Here is a 15991-nt window from a genome sequence, read left to right as displayed (position 1 = left end):
GATGGAACGGATCGCCTTCACTCCGTTTCGTCTGCGGTGCGGAACACCGGCCACGACACTTCGGTGCGGTAGTCCTCGACGCGGTCGGTGTCCAGGGACCACACGAGGAAGTCCTCACGGATGGGCCCAGCCACCCCGATCGCTCGCCGCGAGACGTAGCTGCCGAGAGCTCCGTATGTCGTGTCCATGTCGGCGTGCGAGCCCACGTGTGTCATGACGGCTGTGTCGCCTGCCGCGAGCTCCACCCACTCGACTCGCTCGGAACGGATGTCCGCATCACCCCGCGCGCTCATCGGTACGAATGCGAGCAGCCGACCCCGCCCCTGCTCGAAGAGTTCCGGGTAGAACAGGGTGCCAGGCGGGCCATCCCGTCCGGCGCCCGTGCCGTCAGCCAACGCGATGAGCTCGGTCAGCGCGGAGACCAGCCAGGGGCCGGCATCCGTGATGTCCATCCGCCCCTCGATGGCGAGCGCCCACTGCGAGGAACGGGTGCGGAACGAGATGTCCCGGTCGGCATCGTCGTGCGGTTCCAGAAGCGAACGCAGCGATGCGACGGCGTCGCTGGTCTTGGCTAGCTGCTCCTCCATGCGTTGCAGATGCGCCGCGATCACCCGGTTCCTGGATGCCACATCGGGCGCCGACACCACCTCGCGAACACTCTCGATCGGCATTTCGAGGGCGCGCAGACGTCTCACGACCTGCGCGATCGGCACCTGGTCCGTGCTGTATCTGCGGTATCCGCTCTGCGGATCGATGCTCGCGGGTTCGAGCACCGCGGCGTCGTGGTAATACCGCAGCGCCTTCACCGTGAGGTGCGTCATGCGCGAGAAGTCGCCGATGGAGACGAGCGTGCGTTCCACGTTCTCGATCCTGCCAGGAACCGCAGTCGCTCCACGGGGCGACGCGAGCATCGATCGCCGTTCCTGCGTCATCGGGCTCCTCGAGGAAGCAGGAACGTCAATCCGAGTGTCGCTGCCGCGATGGCCGCGAGAGGAACCAGGCTCGCGGCGAAGGCCTGCGCGGCTCCGTGGCCCCCCACCACACCGAAGAAGACGGTTCCCACCACGGCGACGCCGATCGACCCGCCGACCTGCTGCATGGTCGACAATGCGCCGGAGACGATGCCTGCCTCCTCAGGAGCGGCGGTGGCGAGAACCAGGCGCGTCGACGGCGGGATGCTGAATCCCTGGGCAGCCCCACACAGCACGAACCCGACGAGCAGCCACGCCACATCGGAGTTCGTCAGGGCGACCACGGCGAGCGCGGCGAAGCCGGCGAGGTTGCAGAGCGCCCCGACGACGAGCACCCCGCGGCCGAGACGCGCGGTCACCCGCGGGGCGAGCATCACCGCCGCAAGGTAGGGGACCGCCAGGCCGAGGAAGAGGCCGCCTGACTCGAGAGCCGTGAGCCCCCTTGCCACCTGCAGGTAGAGCGTGAGAACCACGAAGACGGATGCCTGCCCGCACCAGAAGACCAGCTGCCACAGCATGCCGGAGCGGAAGGCGGGCGTGCGCACGAGCATCCTGGGGAACATCGGCTCGCCCCCACGGGCTTCGAGCCGTCGCTGCTGCGCCACGAACGTCGCGAGTACGACGGGAACGAACGCGAAGCACACCCACACCCATGGCGCCCACCCCGCATCCCGGCCCTCGATGAGCGGGAAGACGAGCGTGAGCACGGCGACTGTCATGAGCAGCATCCCGAGCACATCGATGCGATGCGCCGTTCCCCTGGTCGCGGGAACGACGAACGGCGCGAGCACGAGCGCCAGCACGCCGATGGGCACGTTGATCGCGAAGATCGCGCGCCAGCCCATGTTCAGGACGTCGCCGCTGATGAGCAGCCCGCCGATGATCTGGCCCGCTGCCGCACCCACGCCGAGAACGGCGGCGTAGAGGCCGATGGCGCGCGCTCGTGCAGAGCCCTGGAAGAGCGACCCGATCATCGCCAGCACACTCGTCATGACGAACGCCGTCGACATCCCCTGAAGGAATCGGCCTGCGACCAGCAGGCGAGGGTCGGGAGCGGCCGCGCAGAGGATCGAGGCCGCCGTGAAGACGGAGATGCCGATGAGAAAGGCTCGTCGGCGGCCGAACCTGTCACCGAGCCTGCCCGCGATGAGGAGGCACGACGCGGTGCCCACGGAATACGCCGCGACGAGCCATTCGAGGTCGCCCGGCGTCGCGTGCAGCTCGACCTTCATCGACGGCAGCGCGACGTTGACGATGAAGAAGTCGATCGCCGTGATGAACGTGCCGATCAGAAGCGCGAACAGCGAACGCCATGGCGGTGTGTCGTGCGTCGGGTCGGAGCCAGGGTGTTCCTGGGTGGCGAGCGGCGAACGAGCGGTACGGAGGTCGGTTTCGTGTGCGGTCATGACACCGTTCTCCCGTCTCCCCTGGCGGGAGAGTCAAGAACGGATGCCACGGCCGTCGCAGTCAGGCGGGCAGGTGGTCTCCAGGGAAGCCGGATGCCTCGTGCACCTCGGCCGACAAGACCCCGGCGGCGACGGCCGGGTCTGCGGCGATGATGGCGCTCGTCGTCTCCAGCGACGCGTCGAAGACGCCGACACCGGCGAGCGCCCCTCCGTCGCGTACGGGCATCACGACACAGAGGATCCCGGCGTCGCGCAACTGCATGTTGCGCCTGCCGTGCTCCCAGATGATGGCGGCGGCGTTCTGCATCCCGTAGTTCGGCCCGCGACGGAGCACCACGACCGTGTAGTTGCGCGTCTGCGTCAGATGCCGTCGCATCTCGTCATCGTCGATGTCACGTAGCGCGGGCAGGTCTGTCATGGCGCCTCCTGGCCGTTCAGGATGTCGGCACCACGATCGGCGAGATGACCGGCAGCGCTCTTGCCGTCATGCTCCGCCGCATCCAGCAGCCGCTGCAGGATGACGTCCCATCCCCGGCTGAACGATCCGCCGAGGTAGCCGCCGGGCAGCGCGCAGTCCGCGCGCAGCTGCTCCTCACTCAGCTTCTCCCATCCGCGGTGCTCGAGATCCACCCTGGTGCGTTCTGCTCCCGCCGTGGTGAATCGCAGCTCGACCTCGGTGGGCGTGCCGCTCGCGTTCCACGTCATCACGAACCGTTCGGGTGGCGCCCAGTCGAGCACGACGCCCCACTCCCGCTCGGTGCCGTCCCGCCAGGTCTCGTAGACCCGGCCGCCGACCCGACGCTCGAACGTCACCGCGGCCACCTTGTCCTCGCCCATCGAGAACGGGCGCAGCGGCCACCAGCGGTCGAGCGTGCGCACGAACGTGTCGAACACCGCATCACGATCCCTGCGGACCACGATGCTCTTGCGGATAGGGGGACGCACGAAGGCCAGCACCGTTGCGCCGCCGGCGTCCTGCTCGGTACTCATCGTTCCCCGGTACTCATCGTGACTCTTCACCCGTCGTGCCGTTGCGTCCGGCACAATGCTCAGGCTGGCCGCCGTCGCCGGCGGTGACCCCGTCGTCGGCCCCAGCCTCGGCGATCCTGGCGGCATCCGCAAGGGCGTTGCCCCACACATCGTCGAGAAACCGACGAAGCCCGCTGAGCCCAGCGACGCGTGTGCGGTACAGCCTGCGGGTGCCGTCGCGCCGTTCGGCCAGCAGCCCGGCCTCCTTGAGCACCGTCAGGTGCTGGCTCACGGCGGGGCGCGACACGTCGAACGTCGACGCGATCTCTCCTGCGCTCAGCTCCTGCGACGCGACGAGGCGCAAGATGGCGCGTCGCCGAGGCTCGGCGACGGCGCGCAAGACGGCGGATTCGGATGCTTCGGATTCGAGGCCGTCGTCGGGCGCTACGGACTTGGCCGGCGAGGCCGATGCGGCTACGCCCACAGGCCGACCGGTGTGCCCTCGGGATCCGCGAACACAGCGAATGATCCGGCGTCGCCAGGCAGCGCCGTGGGAGGCACGATCGTGCTGCCGCCCAACTCGGATGCCTTGTCCAGGCACGCCTGGAGATCGTCGACCCGCACGTACACGGTCGTCCGCGGGACATCTCCGCGCTGCGGCTCACCAATGCCGCCGGGGATCGCGCCCTCGCCCGCTCCCGTGTCGACGATCGTGTACCCGTCACCCATGGGCTGGGTAGACCAGCCGAAGAGTTCGCTGTAGAACCGCGTCGCCCTCTCACTGTCACGCGCCGTGATCTCGAACATCGCCACCGGCTGTCCCGTGATTCCTCCTCGAATCGGTGCGTTTCGTTCAGTGTCGCTTACGTTAGTGGCTGCTAACAGAAATGTCAACGAGATGTCCCGGCTTCTCGAAACGGCACCCAGCACCCCCGGGCTCCGACAGGCTCAATGCCCGGCCCGCGGTTCCGCAGTGTTGCAATACCCAGGAACGCGATATATCGTGTCCTCGGAAGTCGCGATATATCTCGATACGCATGGATGTCTCACGGCTTCTTCATAGACATCCGCAGTTCGAACGCCCCAGGCGGCCCCGAGCGAGCGGGCTACGTAACGAGAAGGGAAATGGACATGGCACAGGAACGCTGGATCGTGAATCCGGGAGAGAGCAAGACGATCGACTTCGAGATCGTGCGCACACTGAAGGTGAGCCTGATCGGCGGGCGCGTTGACGTCATCGGCCACGACGAGCCCACCGCTCGCGTCGAGGTGAACGGCGTCAGCGGCAAGGAACTGCTGATCTCGATCGACGGCGACACGCTCGAGGTCGACCACCCGCAGTGGCGATGGGACAACTTCATCGACGTGTTCCGCTCCTGGCGGGGCAAGGCGACCGCCGACGTCACGGTGCTCGTACCGCGCGACGTGGTGCTCAAGCTCGGCGTGATCTCCGCCGTCGCGCTCGTCAGCGGGCTCGTCACCGACCCGAAGCTCAACACGGTCAGCGGCGAGATCACCGCAGACGGCATCGTCGGCGACCTCGACCTCAACACCGTCAGCGGCGAGCTCACCGCCCGCGGCCACCGTGGCGAGGTCACCGCGCACACGGTCTCGGGCGACCTCACGGTGTCAGGAAGCGTCACCAAGTTCTCCGCCGACAGCGTGAGTGGCAACATCTACCTCGACCTCTTCGACGTTCCCTTCGAGGTGAAGACGAACTCCGTGTCCGGCGACCTCACGATGCGTCTCGACGAGAACGTCGGTGTCCGTTATCGCATCAACACCGTGAGCGGCATCGCGCACCTCGACGGCACCACCGTGATCAAGGGTTCGATGGGCAAGACCTACACGAGCCAGTCCGGCAATCTCGAGGGCAAGTGGCTGGACGTCTCGGCCAGCTCCGTCTCGGGCAACATCTCCGTGGTCCGCAGGCGAGCCGACGACTCGGCGCGGAGCACGACGGATGCCGCCGGCGGCGCCGCATGACGCCCGCGGTGTTCTCCCACGGCAGCCTGCGGCTGTACCTGCTCAGCCTGCTCGACGAGTCCCCGAAGCACGGTTACGAGCTGATCCAGGCGCTCAGCGACCGGTTCGGCGGCACGTACAGTCCCAGCGCCGGCACGATCTATCCGCGGCTGGCGAAGCTGGAAGAAGAAGGACTGGTCACCAAGACCTCGGTCGGACGCAAGACGGTGTACGCGATCACCGACGCGGGCCGCCAGGAGCTGCGCACACGGGCATCCGAGCTCGACGACATCGAGAACGAGGTGACCGACTCGCTGCGCCGCATGGCCGACGAGGTACGCGCGGGCGTCAACCAGGCGATGAAGAGCCTGCGCGCCGACCTCGCGGCCGCGGCACGCGAGGCGAAGGCCGACGCGAGGCAGTTCGCCCGTGAGGCACGCCCGGAGGATGCCGTGCCCGACGCGCGCGCGGAGTCGCGGCTCGCGCTCCGCGAGGCGGAGATCGTGCTCAACGAGTTCCGCCAGCAGGTGCGCGCGGATCTGCGACAGGCATCCATGCGCGACGGCATCCCCGCCGCGGCGATCGCCGCGCTGCGCGACAACCTGTCGCGCGTGCGTACGGAACTGCTCGGCCACCTCGGGCGCTGACGCGCGCCCCGACGCGCCCGCGGCCCTGATGCCTCGGGCGTGTCACTCGGTCGGCGTCGCGCTCACGCGCGGTCGGACTCGCGGATGCTCACGCCACCCGCCCGGTTTCCGTCACGGTTCCGTTGGGGCAGTGCAGATACACGTGCCCTTCCTCCTTCTCCGAGACGTGACCGGCGAGAGCCTCCCCGCAGAGCGGGCAGGCTGTGCTGAGCGGCGGCTGGGCGTCGTAGGGGCCGAGCGGGGCGGATCCCAGCACCGGGACCAGCTTGCCGTCCAGCCACTCGACCGCCTGTGTCAGACCGTGCCTGTGGATCGTTGCGCCACCTCTGTTTCGTGGCATGCCATCAGCGTAGGTCCGGTGCCCCGGCATGCACCCCACCGCAGCGAACGTGCGGAATCCGAGGCCTTCCCGATATAACGCTGGGCATTGGCTTCGCGGGATGACGCACCGACTTGACAGGCATTAGGCAGGTAGTAGTGTCGTCCCTCGTGACAAATGAGGGGAAGGTCCCCGGGCTCGACGGTCGCTCTGCAAAACGGTGGCTGATCGGGGAACCTCTACCCAGCGAGAAGCTCGAGGGGCAGCTCCTCCCCAAGCATCTGGCCCTGCCGATCTTCGCGAGCGACGCACTCTCGTCCGTGGCGTACGCGCCGCAGGAGCTCATGATGGTACTCCTCGTCGGCGGTGTCGCGTTCCTCGCCTACTCTCCGTGGATCGCCGTGGCGGTCATCGTGCTCATGCTCACGGTGGTCGCCTCATACCGGCAGCTCGTGAAGGCGTACCCCTCCGGCGGTGGCGACTACGAGGTCGCGCACAAGAACCTGGGCGAGAAGGCCGGCCTGGTCGTCGCCTCCGCTCTGCTCGTCGACTACGTGATGACCGTCGCCGTATCGGTGGCCAGCGGTGTCGACAACATCATCTCCGCCCTGCCGTGGCTGAGCGGGTTCCGCGTCGAACTCGCTGTGGCGTTCGTCGTGCTCATCGCCGGTATGAACCTGCGCGGCGTGCGCGAGGCGAGCAAGGCGTTCTCGATCCCGACCTATGTCTTCATCGGTTCGATCGGCGTGATGATCGCGACCGCGCTCATCCGTACCGCGCTCGGGGTGGCACCGATCGCCGAGTCGGCGCAGTACGCGGTTCGCTCTGAGGGCCTGGCACAGGCGGCGATCGTGCTGCTCCTGCTTCGCGCCTTCTCGAGCGGATGTTCCGCCCTCACCGGTGTCGAGGCCGTCGCCAACGGGGTGCAGGCATTCCGCACGCCGAAGATCCGCAACGCCCGCACCACGCTGCTCATGATGGGCGGCATCGCCATCTTCCTGTTCGCGGGCCTGATGGCGATCTCGCTGATCAGCGGCGTGCACTATGCGGAGAACCCGTGCGACCTGATCGGCTGGAAGCAGTGCGCGACCGAGCCGCAACGATCCTTGATCGCGCAGCTGGCATCCGCCACCTTCGGCAACAACTCCGTTCCGTTCTTCATCGTGCAGGCGGCGACCGCGGTGGTGCTGCTGCTGGCCGCCAACACCGCGTTCAACGGATTCCCGCTGCTGGGTTCCGTGCTCGCGCGTGATTCCTACGCTCCCAAGGCGCTCTCCACCCGTGGCGACCGCCTGGTGTTCTCGAACGGCGTGATCGCGCTGGCTCTTGCGGCGATCCTCCTACTGGTCATCTACCAGGCCAACCTCACCAACCTGATCCAGCTCTACATCATCGGTGTGTTCGTCTCGTTCACGCTGGGCCAGTCCGGAATGGTCAAGCACTGGATCACCCTGCTGCGCGACAGAGAAGGGCGACGGCAGGCGAAGGATCGGTCCACGATCATCCGCAGCATGTCGATCAACGCGTTCGGCGCGATCCTCACCTTCAGCGTGCTCGTGGTGGTGACGATCACGAAGTTCACGCACGGCGCCTGGCTCGTGTTCATCATGATGCCGATCCTGTTCCTGCTCATGCTCGGCGTGAACCGGTACTACCGCGACGTGGCGAAGGAGGTCGAGGTCGACCCGACCACCACGTTCGGCTCCCGCGGCGACCACGCCATAGTGCTCGTCGGCAAGATGCAGAAGCCCGTGCTGAAAGCGCTCGACTACGCCATCGCTGCACGGCATCAATCGATCGAGGCGGTCCACCTTTCGGTCGACGAGGAGTCCACGGAGCTGCTGCAGCAGCAGTGGCACGACATGAACATCCACGTGCCGCTCACCGTCATCGAGTCGCCGTACCGCGACTTCGGCATTCCGCTGATGAAGTACATCAAGCATCGCCGCGAGGAGCACGGGTCCGAGGTCACCACCGTTTACCTGCCGCAGTACATCGTGGGCCACTGGTGGGAGGGGCTGCTGCACAACCACCGCGCCCGCCGCATCTCGAAACAGCTCATGATGATCCACGGGGTCACGATCGCGCTCGTACCGTGGCTGCTCGACTCGTCCGAGCTGATCTACGGCCGCCGGTCGCGGCCGCTTCCCGGGCAGGACCGCCGCGGAGAGCCGATCCGGGCCATCCCGCGCCGCCCGCTCGCGCCCGCTGCGCCGACGGCGGCGGGACGTGGCAGGCGGGATGCCTCGACGCGGTCGTCCGGGGCGGGTCCCGTCGACGGCGCGTCGGTCCCGAGCGGCGAGAAGCCCGGCGGCGGATCGGGCGATCAGCGCAAGCAGACGCACGTGGGCCGTCGCTGAGCGCTCCGAGCGGGCGCGCGGCGTGCGGCGAAGGAGGAACCGTGTCGTTCATGGACCCTGACGAACCTGTACCGGTCGAGTTGCGTACCGAGGAGTTCATGCTGCGCCCCATCACGGCCGATGACGCAGAGAACGACTACCGCGCCGTCATGGAGACGCGGGAATACCTGCGGCTCTGGGAGCAGTCATCCTGGCCGGCGGACGGCTTCACCGTGGAAGCCAACCGGCAAGACCTCGCGGGCCTCGAAGAACGTCATGCTGCGCATCGTGCGTTCACGTTCACCGTTCTCGACCCCACCGGCACCGAGTGCCTGGGTTGCGTGTACGTCTTTCCGACGAGCGCCAGGTTCCTGGCGAATTCCGCCGTCACTGCCCTCGCGGACGATAGCTGGTCGGAGGTGGATGCCGTCATCTACTTCTGGGCGCGTCTCGCCCGCATGCAGACCCGCATGGACGCACGCCTCTTGGCCGCGCTCCGCCGGTGGTTCGCCACCGAGTGGGCGTTCCGAACGCCCGTGTATGTCACCAACGAAGAGTTCCGGCAACAGGTCGAACTCGTCGAGAGCACGGATCTTGCGCTGAAGTTCGAACTCGTCGAGCCCGGCAAGACGGGCAAGTACCTGGTCTACGGCTGAGCGGCGTTTCGGCCCTCGCGTCCTCGAGTGCGACCGGCGTCATCCGCAAGTGACACGGATGTCGTTCCGCCGTCTCACCGGCTCACACCGTCGGCCGACGCGGAGGGCTCCGTCCGCTCGCCAAAGTGAAGGCATGCAGAAATCCCACCGGAAACTCACCGCCACCGTCGCCGTCTCGCTCGCTCTTCTGGTCACCACCTCGCTCGCAGGCTGCAGCGCTTGGGCCGGCTCCCGCCAGGGCTATCTCGTGTTCGACGACAAGGGCGAGGCGGTCAGCGAGGGCGGCAAGGATGTTCCTGCTTGGCTCCCCGACGACGCCACCGGCATCACTCTCGACTACCCGGCGACCGGCTCCGGATATCTGATGAAGTTCGCGTCGGCCGCCGGAGTGCCAGTCTCTGCGTCCTGTGCCGTCGGACCCGAGAACGAGCCCCTGAAGCCCACGATCTCGGCGGACTGGTGGCCGAAGCAGCCGCTGACCACCGACCGCCGTGTGTGCGGCGCAACGCAGGTCGCGCGACTCGGCAACGAGTGGTACGCATGGGCGAACGGCAGCTAGCCTGACCAGATGAGCCCGTCGTCGAAGTCGGAGACGTTCCTCGAGATCGATGGGCTTCAGGTGCGCATCTCGCATCCCGACAAGGTCGTGTTCCGCGACCCGGGGCTGACCAAGCTCGACCTCGCGCAGTACTACATCGCGGTCGCGGAGGGAGCGCTGCGCGGCGCGGGCGGCCGCCCCATGGTGCTCAAGCGGTACGTCAAGGGGCTGTCTCAGGAACCGTTCTTCCAGAAGCGGGTGCCTCCCGAGCATCCGTCGTTCATCGACACCGCGACGCTGCACTACGCGAGCGGCACGTCCGCTGAGGAGACGGTCGTGCGGGATGCCGCGGGGCTGGCCTGGGTGTCGAACCTCGGCTGTCTCGACCTCAACCCGCACGCGGTGCGCGCCGAGGATCTCGAGCATCCGGACGAGCTGCGGGTCGACCTCGACCCCATGCCCGGTGTGGACTGGTCGCAGATCATCGACGTGGCCTTCGTCGCCAGGGAGGTGCTCGACGACCACGGGCTCGTCGGCTGGCCGAAGACGAGCGGATCACGCGGGCTGCACATTCTCGTGCGGATCGCGCCGGAGTGGGACTTCGCAGCTGTGCGCCTGGCCGCCGAATCGCTCGCGCGGGAGGTCGAGAACCGGGCGCCCGGCCTTGCGAGCGCGCACTGGTGGAAGGAGGAGCGCGGCGAGAGCGTCTTCGTCGACTTCAACCAGAACGCGAAGGACCGCACCGTGGCATCCGCGTACTCGGTGCGCGCGTTGCCGGATGCCCGTGTGTCGACGCCGCTGGACTGGGACGAGGTGCGCTCCCGCCGGCCCGACGAGTTCACCGTGCCCACCGTGCTGCGCAGGTTCGCCGAACGCGGCGACGCGCACGCCGGCATCGACGAGGCGGTCGGCTCGCTGGACGCTCTGCTCGCACTCGCCGAGCGGCTCGGCCCTGCGGAGAAGCCGCCGCGGTCCGGCGACGGCGGCGGCCGACGGGTCTCGGCGATGCCGCTGATCGAGATTGCCCGCACGAAGACGAAGCCGGAGGCGATGGCGGCGCTCGAGCGGTGGAAGGCCGAGCATGCGGATGCCGCCGCTCGCCTGCATCCGGCAGACGAGCTCGTCGACGGCATGCGCGGGTCGAGTTCGCTGTGGTACCGGGTGCGGATCAACCTGCAGCATGTGCCCGAGGCGGAACGGCCCGAGCAGGGGCCGCTGCTGGCGGATTATGATCCGTGGGCCGGACGGGAATGGCCGGGGCGCTAGCCAGCGCCATGGGCGCGTGGGAGGCCTTGTGATTTCGCTGCCGCTCGCCGCGAGACTAGGTGATCGCGCCGCGTCCAGGCGCTGTGCACCAAGTGTCGGCGCGCGCGGCCAGTCTCGCGCAGAGGCCCGCGCCGCGCTCGCGGATGCTCAGCCGGCGTCGGGGACTACCGGCGGATGCGAGGTACGCACGACGAGTTCGGGCGTGATCAGACGATGGCGGGGGCTATCTGCGGAACCGGCGCCACGGGCATCCGTCAGCAGCGCCAGCACGCCGGCGGCGACCTCGTCGAGTCGCTGATCGACGCTGGAGAATCCCATTGCGGCCGACACTGGCGTGTTGTCGAAGCCGATCACGGGGAGCGCTGCGCCGGTCTGCACCACGACGCCGAGCGCGAGGCTGTCGCTCGCTGCGACGACGGCATCCAGGTCGCTCACGCGGGCGATCAGGCGAGCGGATGCCTCGCGCGCCGCCGCCACGGTGTCAATGGCGGTCTCGTGCAACTCCTCCAGCCGCTCGCCGCGACCGGCCTCGGTCATCGCGTCGCGCCATCCGCCTGCACGCTCGTCGCCGGTTCCCGATCCGGCCGGCCAGCCGAGGAACCCGATGCGGGTCAGCCCGCGATCGAGCAGGGACTCGGTGGCCGCACGCACGCCAGCACGGCCATCCACGTCGACCCAAGCGTGCAGCGGATCGTTCATGTCGTCGATGCCCCACGGGCGCCCGAAGGTGACGAACGTCTGCTCGTGCTCGATGAGCCACTCGGTGCGCGGATCTCCGTGGAACGTCGACGTGAGCACGAAGGCGTCCACGTCGGATCCGTCGATCAGTCGGCCGAACTGGCGGATCTCATCCTCCGGGCCGGTCGCCGTGAACAGCAGGATGCGTAGGCCGATCGCATCCGCCTGCTCGGTGAGCGCGTGCAGGAACCGGTCGAGGATGGACCCGGAGATCCCGTCGAGCATCGGATCGAGGCGGATGCCGATGGTCGAGCTCTTCTGCGTGCGCAGACGTCGAGCGGATGCGTGTGGCCGGTACCCGAGGCTGTCAATGGCCCTGCGCACCCGGTCACGCGTGTCGGGGCGCACGATGTCGGGGGAGTTGAGCACGTTCGAGACGGTCTGCCGCGAGACGCCGGCCGCCCGCGCCACGTCGTGCACGGTCGGCAGCTTCGACACCGGGTCCCTCCTCTCGTTGGATGCCTGCTGGCGAGGCTGCACGCCCATCCCGAGACAGTGGGTAAGCCCGCAGTTTCGGGACGGGCGTGCCGTCTCGCGACTGTCCGGGCTGTGGGCGGCCAACGCGACGCCAGACGAGGCTTGACAGGCATCCCGCCCCGAACTAATTTGACCGTACACGCATTTGAACGATCAAACCAGCGGTTATAGCGAATTTGATCGTTCAAAGTTCGCAGCGACGCGGGATGCCTCGTGACGCTGCGGCGCTGACGGCGCGGGCGCCACAACGCCCCGTCGTATCGCACCACACCATGCACCAAGCACCAAGCACCAAGCACCAAGCACTCTTGAAGTGAATGCACACGAGGAGTCTCACAATGCAACGACGCACACGATGGCTGGCGTCGGGCGCGCTCGCGGTGGCCACCGCGCTCGCCCTCAGCGCCTGCGGATCCGGATTCAGCAGTGACAGTTCGACGAGCGGCGGCAAACTCACTTCGTCGAACAAGTCGCTCACGGTCATGATCGGCTCGAGCGGCGACGCCGAGACGAAGGCGGTGACGGCTGCCGTCGCATCCTGGAGCAAGTCCTCCGGCACCGGAGCCAAAGTGATCGCAGCCAACAACCTCGACCAGCAGCTCGCCCAGGGCTTCGCCGCGAAGAAGCCCGCCGACGTGTTCTACCTCTCCACCGGATCGCTCGCCGGCTACGCCTCGAACGGATCCCTGCTGGCCTACGGTGACCAGCTGAAGAACAAGAGCGACTTCTACCCGTCGCTCGTGAAGAACTTCACCTACGACGGCAAGCTGTACTGCGCGCCGAAGGACTTCTCCACCCTGCAGCTCATCATCAACGACGACGACTGGAAGGCGGCGGGTCTCACCTCCGCCGACTACCCGAAGACGTGGGACCAGCTCGACGCCGTGGCGAAGAAGCTCAGCACGGATGGCCGAACCGGCCTGGTCGTGAGCGGGCAGTACGAACGGCTCGGGGCATTCATGGTGCAGGCGGGCGGCAACCTCATGAACGACTCCAGCACGAAGGCCACGGCGAACAGTGACGCCAACGTGAAGGCTCTCGACTTCGCCAAGCAGATGCTGAACGACGGCGCGATGAAGTTCGCAGCGGATGTCGGAGCCGGCTGGGGCGGCGAGGCGTTCGGCAAGAACCTCGGCGCGATGACCATCGAGGGCAACTGGATCTCCGGTGCCATGCAGTCCGACTACCCGAACGTGAAGTACACGGTGATCCCGCTGCCGGAGGGGTCGGCGGGCAAGGGAACCCTGCAGTTCACCAACTGCTGGGGCATCGCCGCCGACAGCCCGAACCAGAAGGCCGCGCTCGACCTTGTCGAGAAGCTGACCAGCAAGAGCGACCAGCTCGGGTTCGCAAAGGCATTCGGGGTCATGCCGTCCATCCAGTCCGCCGCCTCCGAGTGGAAGAAGCTGTACCCGCAGTTCGTGCCGTTCCTCGACGCGGCGTCGTACGCCAAGGGCGTGCCCACCGTGAAGGGTGCCTCCGACGTGATCGCCGACCTCGACTCGAAGATCGGCCAGCTGAAGACGAGCGATCCGAAGACGATCCTCGACTCCACTCAGAAGAACCTCGAAGCGCTGCTGAAATAGCGCGGCACGAGCCATAAGTAGGCACGGATGACTGCAACGACGTCACCACGACCCGCGGGCCTGAAACCAGAAGACAGAGGACCGCAGCGTCGCGCCGGAACAGGGGGCATCCGGCGCGGCGAGGCGGCATCCGGGTGGCTGTTCACGGCACCGGTGCTGATCATCCTTGGCGTGTTCCTCGTCATCCCCGTGATCATGGCGCTCTGGGTGAGTTTCTCGGACTGGGGCGGCCGCGGCAGCCCGTTCTCCTCCGACGTGCACTTCGTCGGGCTGAAGAACTACTCGACGATCCTGAACGGCGGCGGGCTCGCGGAGAGCGACTTCGGCACGGCTCTGAAGAACAACGTCTGGTACGTCATCTTCGTGGTGCCGCTGCAGACGGCGCTCTCGCTCGTGCTCGCGTTGCTGGTGAACCGCGCCCTGCTGCGCGGCCGCGGCTTCTTCCGCACCGCGTACTACTTTCCGTCGGTGACGAGCTCGGTCGCCATCACCGTGCTGTGGTTGTTCCTGTTCAGCACCACCGGAACGGTCAACCAGGTGCTGACGTGGATGGGCATCAAGGGTCCTAACTGGTTCAACGAACCGAGCGGGCTCATCCAAGACGGCCTGTCGGCCGTCGGCGTGCAGAACGGGCCGGCGTTCCTCACGCAGAACTCGTTCCTCGGCGTCTCGTTCTGGGACTGGCTCGGCGGCCCGTCGGTGGCCATGTTCGCGTTCATCGTGATGGCGATCTTCACCACGAGCGGCACGTTCATGCTGCTGTTCGTCGCGGCGCTGCAGAACCTCAGCCCCGACATCGACGAGGCGGCCATGATGGACGGCGCGAGCGCGTGGAAGCGGTTCTGGCGTGTGACGCTTCCACAATTGCGGCCGACGCTCTTCACCGTGCTCACGCTCGGCTTGATCGGATGCTGGCAGGTCTTCGACCAGATCTACACCGGCACCCAGGGCAACCCGGCGAAGACCACGCTCACGCCTGCGTACCTCTCGTATCAGAGCGCGTTTCAGAACCAGGCGTGGGGCCAGGGCGCCGCCATCGCGTTCATCCTGTTCGTGATCATCGTCGCATTCACGCTGCTGCAGCGCTGGATCCTGCGCGACAAGAAGGTGTCGCGGCGCAGGCAGCGCGCGTATTCCGTCGAGACGGCGGCCAGAGCGAAGGGAGTGGCACGATGACGACATCGAAGGCGGCCATCCTCACCACCGCCGGCGGAGGAACGACGGATGCCGGGCATCCGTCGAAGCCGCAGCGGCGCCGCCTCACCGGCAAGGCACTCGCGGCACGCATCGTGCTCTACGCCGTGCTGATCGCCATCGCCGCCGTGTACATCTACCCGTTCCTGATCCAGATCGCGACGTCGTTCAAGACGGACCCGGATGCCGCAAGCAACGCGGCATCCCTCCTCCCGCAGACGTGGACGATCGCCGCGTACGAGAAGCTGTTCGTGAACTCGGACTTCCCGCTGTGGTTCAAGAACTCCGTGATCGTCACGGTGTTCGTCACGATCGGGCGCGTGTTCTTCGACTCGCTCGCCGGGTACGCCCTCGCACGGCTGCACTTCCGCGGCCGCAGCGTGGTGTTCGCGGCGCTCATCGCCGTGATGAGCGTTCCGATGGTGGTGCTGCTCATCCCTAAGTTCCTCGTGATCAACACGCTCGGCATCTACGACTCCTACACCGGCATGATCCTGCCGCTGCTGGTGGACGCCGCGGGCGTCTTCATCATGAAGAACTTCTTCGAGTCCATTCCGGTGAGCGTCGAGGAGCAGGCGCGCATCGACGGTGCAGGCACGTTCCGCGTGTTCTGGTCGGTCGTGCTGCCGATGGCGACGCCTGCGCTGATCACGATCGTGATCCTGTCGTTCCAGGGATCGTGGAACGAGCTGAGCCACTTCATCATCTCCACGCAGAGCCCGCAGCTGACGACGCTCACCAAGGGTGTCGCATCCCTCGCCAGCGGCCAGCTCAGCGCAGGCACGCAGTATCCGCTGAAGCTCGCGGCGGCGGCCATCATGACCATTCCGGTCGCCGTCATGTTCTTCATCTTCCAGCGCCGCATCATGAACACCAGCGAGGGCGCGGTGAAGGAGTGACGACGCAGCACGCGACCACAC

Annotated in this window: 17 protein-coding genes; 9 read left to right on the top strand and 8 right to left on the bottom strand. The window is 67.2% G+C overall.

Going from position 1 to position 15991, the window contains the following annotated elements; genetic code table 11:
- Positions 1–17 precede the first annotated feature (17 nt).
- From ACYVI5_RS07085 to ACYVI5_RS07060, 6 genes are all read right to left on the bottom strand, one after another.
- On the bottom strand, positions 18–860 hold the full coding sequence (locus ACYVI5_RS07085) for a MerR family transcriptional regulator (protein WP_460579590.1): 843 nt from the start codon (positions 858–860) through the stop codon (positions 18–20).
- 68 nt (positions 861–928) lie between these two features.
- Entirely contained in the window at positions 929–2377 is a 1449-nt protein-coding gene (locus tag ACYVI5_RS07080) for an MFS transporter (RefSeq protein WP_460579589.1), read from the bottom strand.
- 61 nt (positions 2378–2438) lie between these two features.
- Positions 2439–2795, bottom strand: coding sequence for a YciI family protein (locus ACYVI5_RS07075; RefSeq protein WP_460579588.1), 357 nt, complete (start codon positions 2793–2795; stop codon positions 2439–2441).
- The gene (locus tag ACYVI5_RS07070; protein WP_460579587.1) at positions 2792–3367 is read right to left on the bottom strand and encodes an SRPBCC family protein; all 576 of its coding nucleotides are present in this window, start codon (positions 3365–3367) and stop codon (positions 2792–2794) included. The genes ACYVI5_RS07075 and ACYVI5_RS07070 overlap by 4 nt, the downstream gene beginning before the upstream one ends.
- Positions 3368–3380: 13 nt before the next feature.
- Positions 3381–3830, bottom strand: a complete 450-nt coding sequence (locus tag ACYVI5_RS07065) for an ArsR/SmtB family transcription factor (RefSeq protein WP_460579586.1) — start codon at positions 3828–3830, stop codon at positions 3381–3383.
- Positions 3821–4153: a VOC family protein gene (locus tag ACYVI5_RS07060; protein ID WP_460579585.1), complete on the bottom strand. Its 333-nt coding sequence runs from the start codon at positions 4151–4153 to the stop codon at positions 3821–3823. Before ACYVI5_RS07060 ends, ACYVI5_RS07065 begins: the two co-directional genes overlap by 10 nt.
- A gap of 324 nt (positions 4154–4477) precedes the next feature.
- Here ACYVI5_RS07060 and ACYVI5_RS07055 point away from each other — a divergent pair, with 324 nt between their 5' ends.
- Positions 4478–5332, top strand: coding sequence for a DUF4097 family beta strand repeat-containing protein (locus tag ACYVI5_RS07055; RefSeq protein ID WP_460537021.1), 855 nt, complete (start codon positions 4478–4480; stop codon positions 5330–5332).
- Entirely contained in the window at positions 5329–5958 is a 630-nt protein-coding gene (locus tag ACYVI5_RS07050; protein ID WP_460579584.1) for a PadR family transcriptional regulator, read from the top strand. Before ACYVI5_RS07055 ends, ACYVI5_RS07050 begins: the two co-directional genes overlap by 4 nt.
- Before the next feature lie 88 nt (positions 5959–6046).
- Here the strand turns inward: ACYVI5_RS07050 and ACYVI5_RS07045 are convergent, their stop codons facing one another.
- The gene (locus ACYVI5_RS07045) at positions 6047–6298 is read right to left on the bottom strand and encodes a hypothetical protein (RefSeq protein WP_460579583.1); all 252 of its coding nucleotides are present in this window, start codon (positions 6296–6298) and stop codon (positions 6047–6049) included.
- A 149-nt stretch (positions 6299–6447) separates the two neighbouring features.
- Here ACYVI5_RS07045 and ACYVI5_RS07040 point away from each other — a divergent pair, with 149 nt between their 5' ends.
- From ACYVI5_RS07040 to ACYVI5_RS07025, 4 genes are all read left to right on the top strand, one after another.
- Complete coding sequence (locus ACYVI5_RS07040) at positions 6448–8637, top strand: APC family permease (protein ID WP_460579582.1); 2190 nt, start codon at positions 6448–6450, stop codon at positions 8635–8637.
- Between the two features lie 50 nt (positions 8638–8687).
- Entirely contained in the window at positions 8688–9272 is a 585-nt protein-coding gene (locus tag ACYVI5_RS07035) for a GNAT family N-acetyltransferase (RefSeq protein ID WP_460579734.1), read from the top strand.
- Positions 9273–9405: 133 nt separating this feature from the next.
- The gene (locus tag ACYVI5_RS07030) at positions 9406–9831 is read left to right on the top strand and encodes a hypothetical protein (RefSeq protein WP_460579581.1); all 426 of its coding nucleotides are present in this window, start codon (positions 9406–9408) and stop codon (positions 9829–9831) included.
- 9 nt (positions 9832–9840) lie between these two features.
- Positions 9841–11076, top strand: coding sequence for a DNA polymerase domain-containing protein (locus tag ACYVI5_RS07025; protein ID WP_460579580.1), 1236 nt, complete (start codon positions 9841–9843; stop codon positions 11074–11076).
- 147 nt (positions 11077–11223) lie between these two features.
- On the opposite strand, the gene ACYVI5_RS07020 is transcribed toward ACYVI5_RS07025, so the two are convergent.
- Entirely contained in the window at positions 11224–12300 is a 1077-nt protein-coding gene (locus ACYVI5_RS07020; RefSeq protein WP_460579579.1) for a LacI family DNA-binding transcriptional regulator, read from the bottom strand.
- 329 nt (positions 12301–12629) lie between these two features.
- On the opposite strand from ACYVI5_RS07020, the gene ACYVI5_RS07015 reads away from it, so the two are divergent.
- From ACYVI5_RS07015 to ACYVI5_RS07005, 3 genes are read left to right on the top strand one after another with little or no spacing between them, the layout of a single operon-like run.
- Entirely contained in the window at positions 12630–13877 is a 1248-nt protein-coding gene (locus tag ACYVI5_RS07015) for a type 2 periplasmic-binding domain-containing protein (RefSeq protein ID WP_460579578.1), read from the top strand.
- 27 nt (positions 13878–13904) lie between these two features.
- Positions 13905–15053, top strand: coding sequence for a carbohydrate ABC transporter permease (locus tag ACYVI5_RS07010; protein WP_460579577.1), 1149 nt, complete (start codon positions 13905–13907; stop codon positions 15051–15053).
- Positions 15050–15970 (top strand): carbohydrate ABC transporter permease, encoded by a 921-nt coding sequence (locus tag ACYVI5_RS07005; protein WP_460579576.1) that lies wholly within the window; start codon positions 15050–15052, stop codon positions 15968–15970. The genes ACYVI5_RS07010 and ACYVI5_RS07005 overlap by 4 nt, the downstream gene beginning before the upstream one ends.
- Positions 15971–15991: the final 21 nt, after the last annotated feature.

This window comes from Humibacter ginsengisoli, assembly GCF_054780095.1.
The sequence above is the reverse complement of the archived record's forward strand: the minus strand, read 5'-3'. Positions and strand labels throughout refer to the sequence as shown.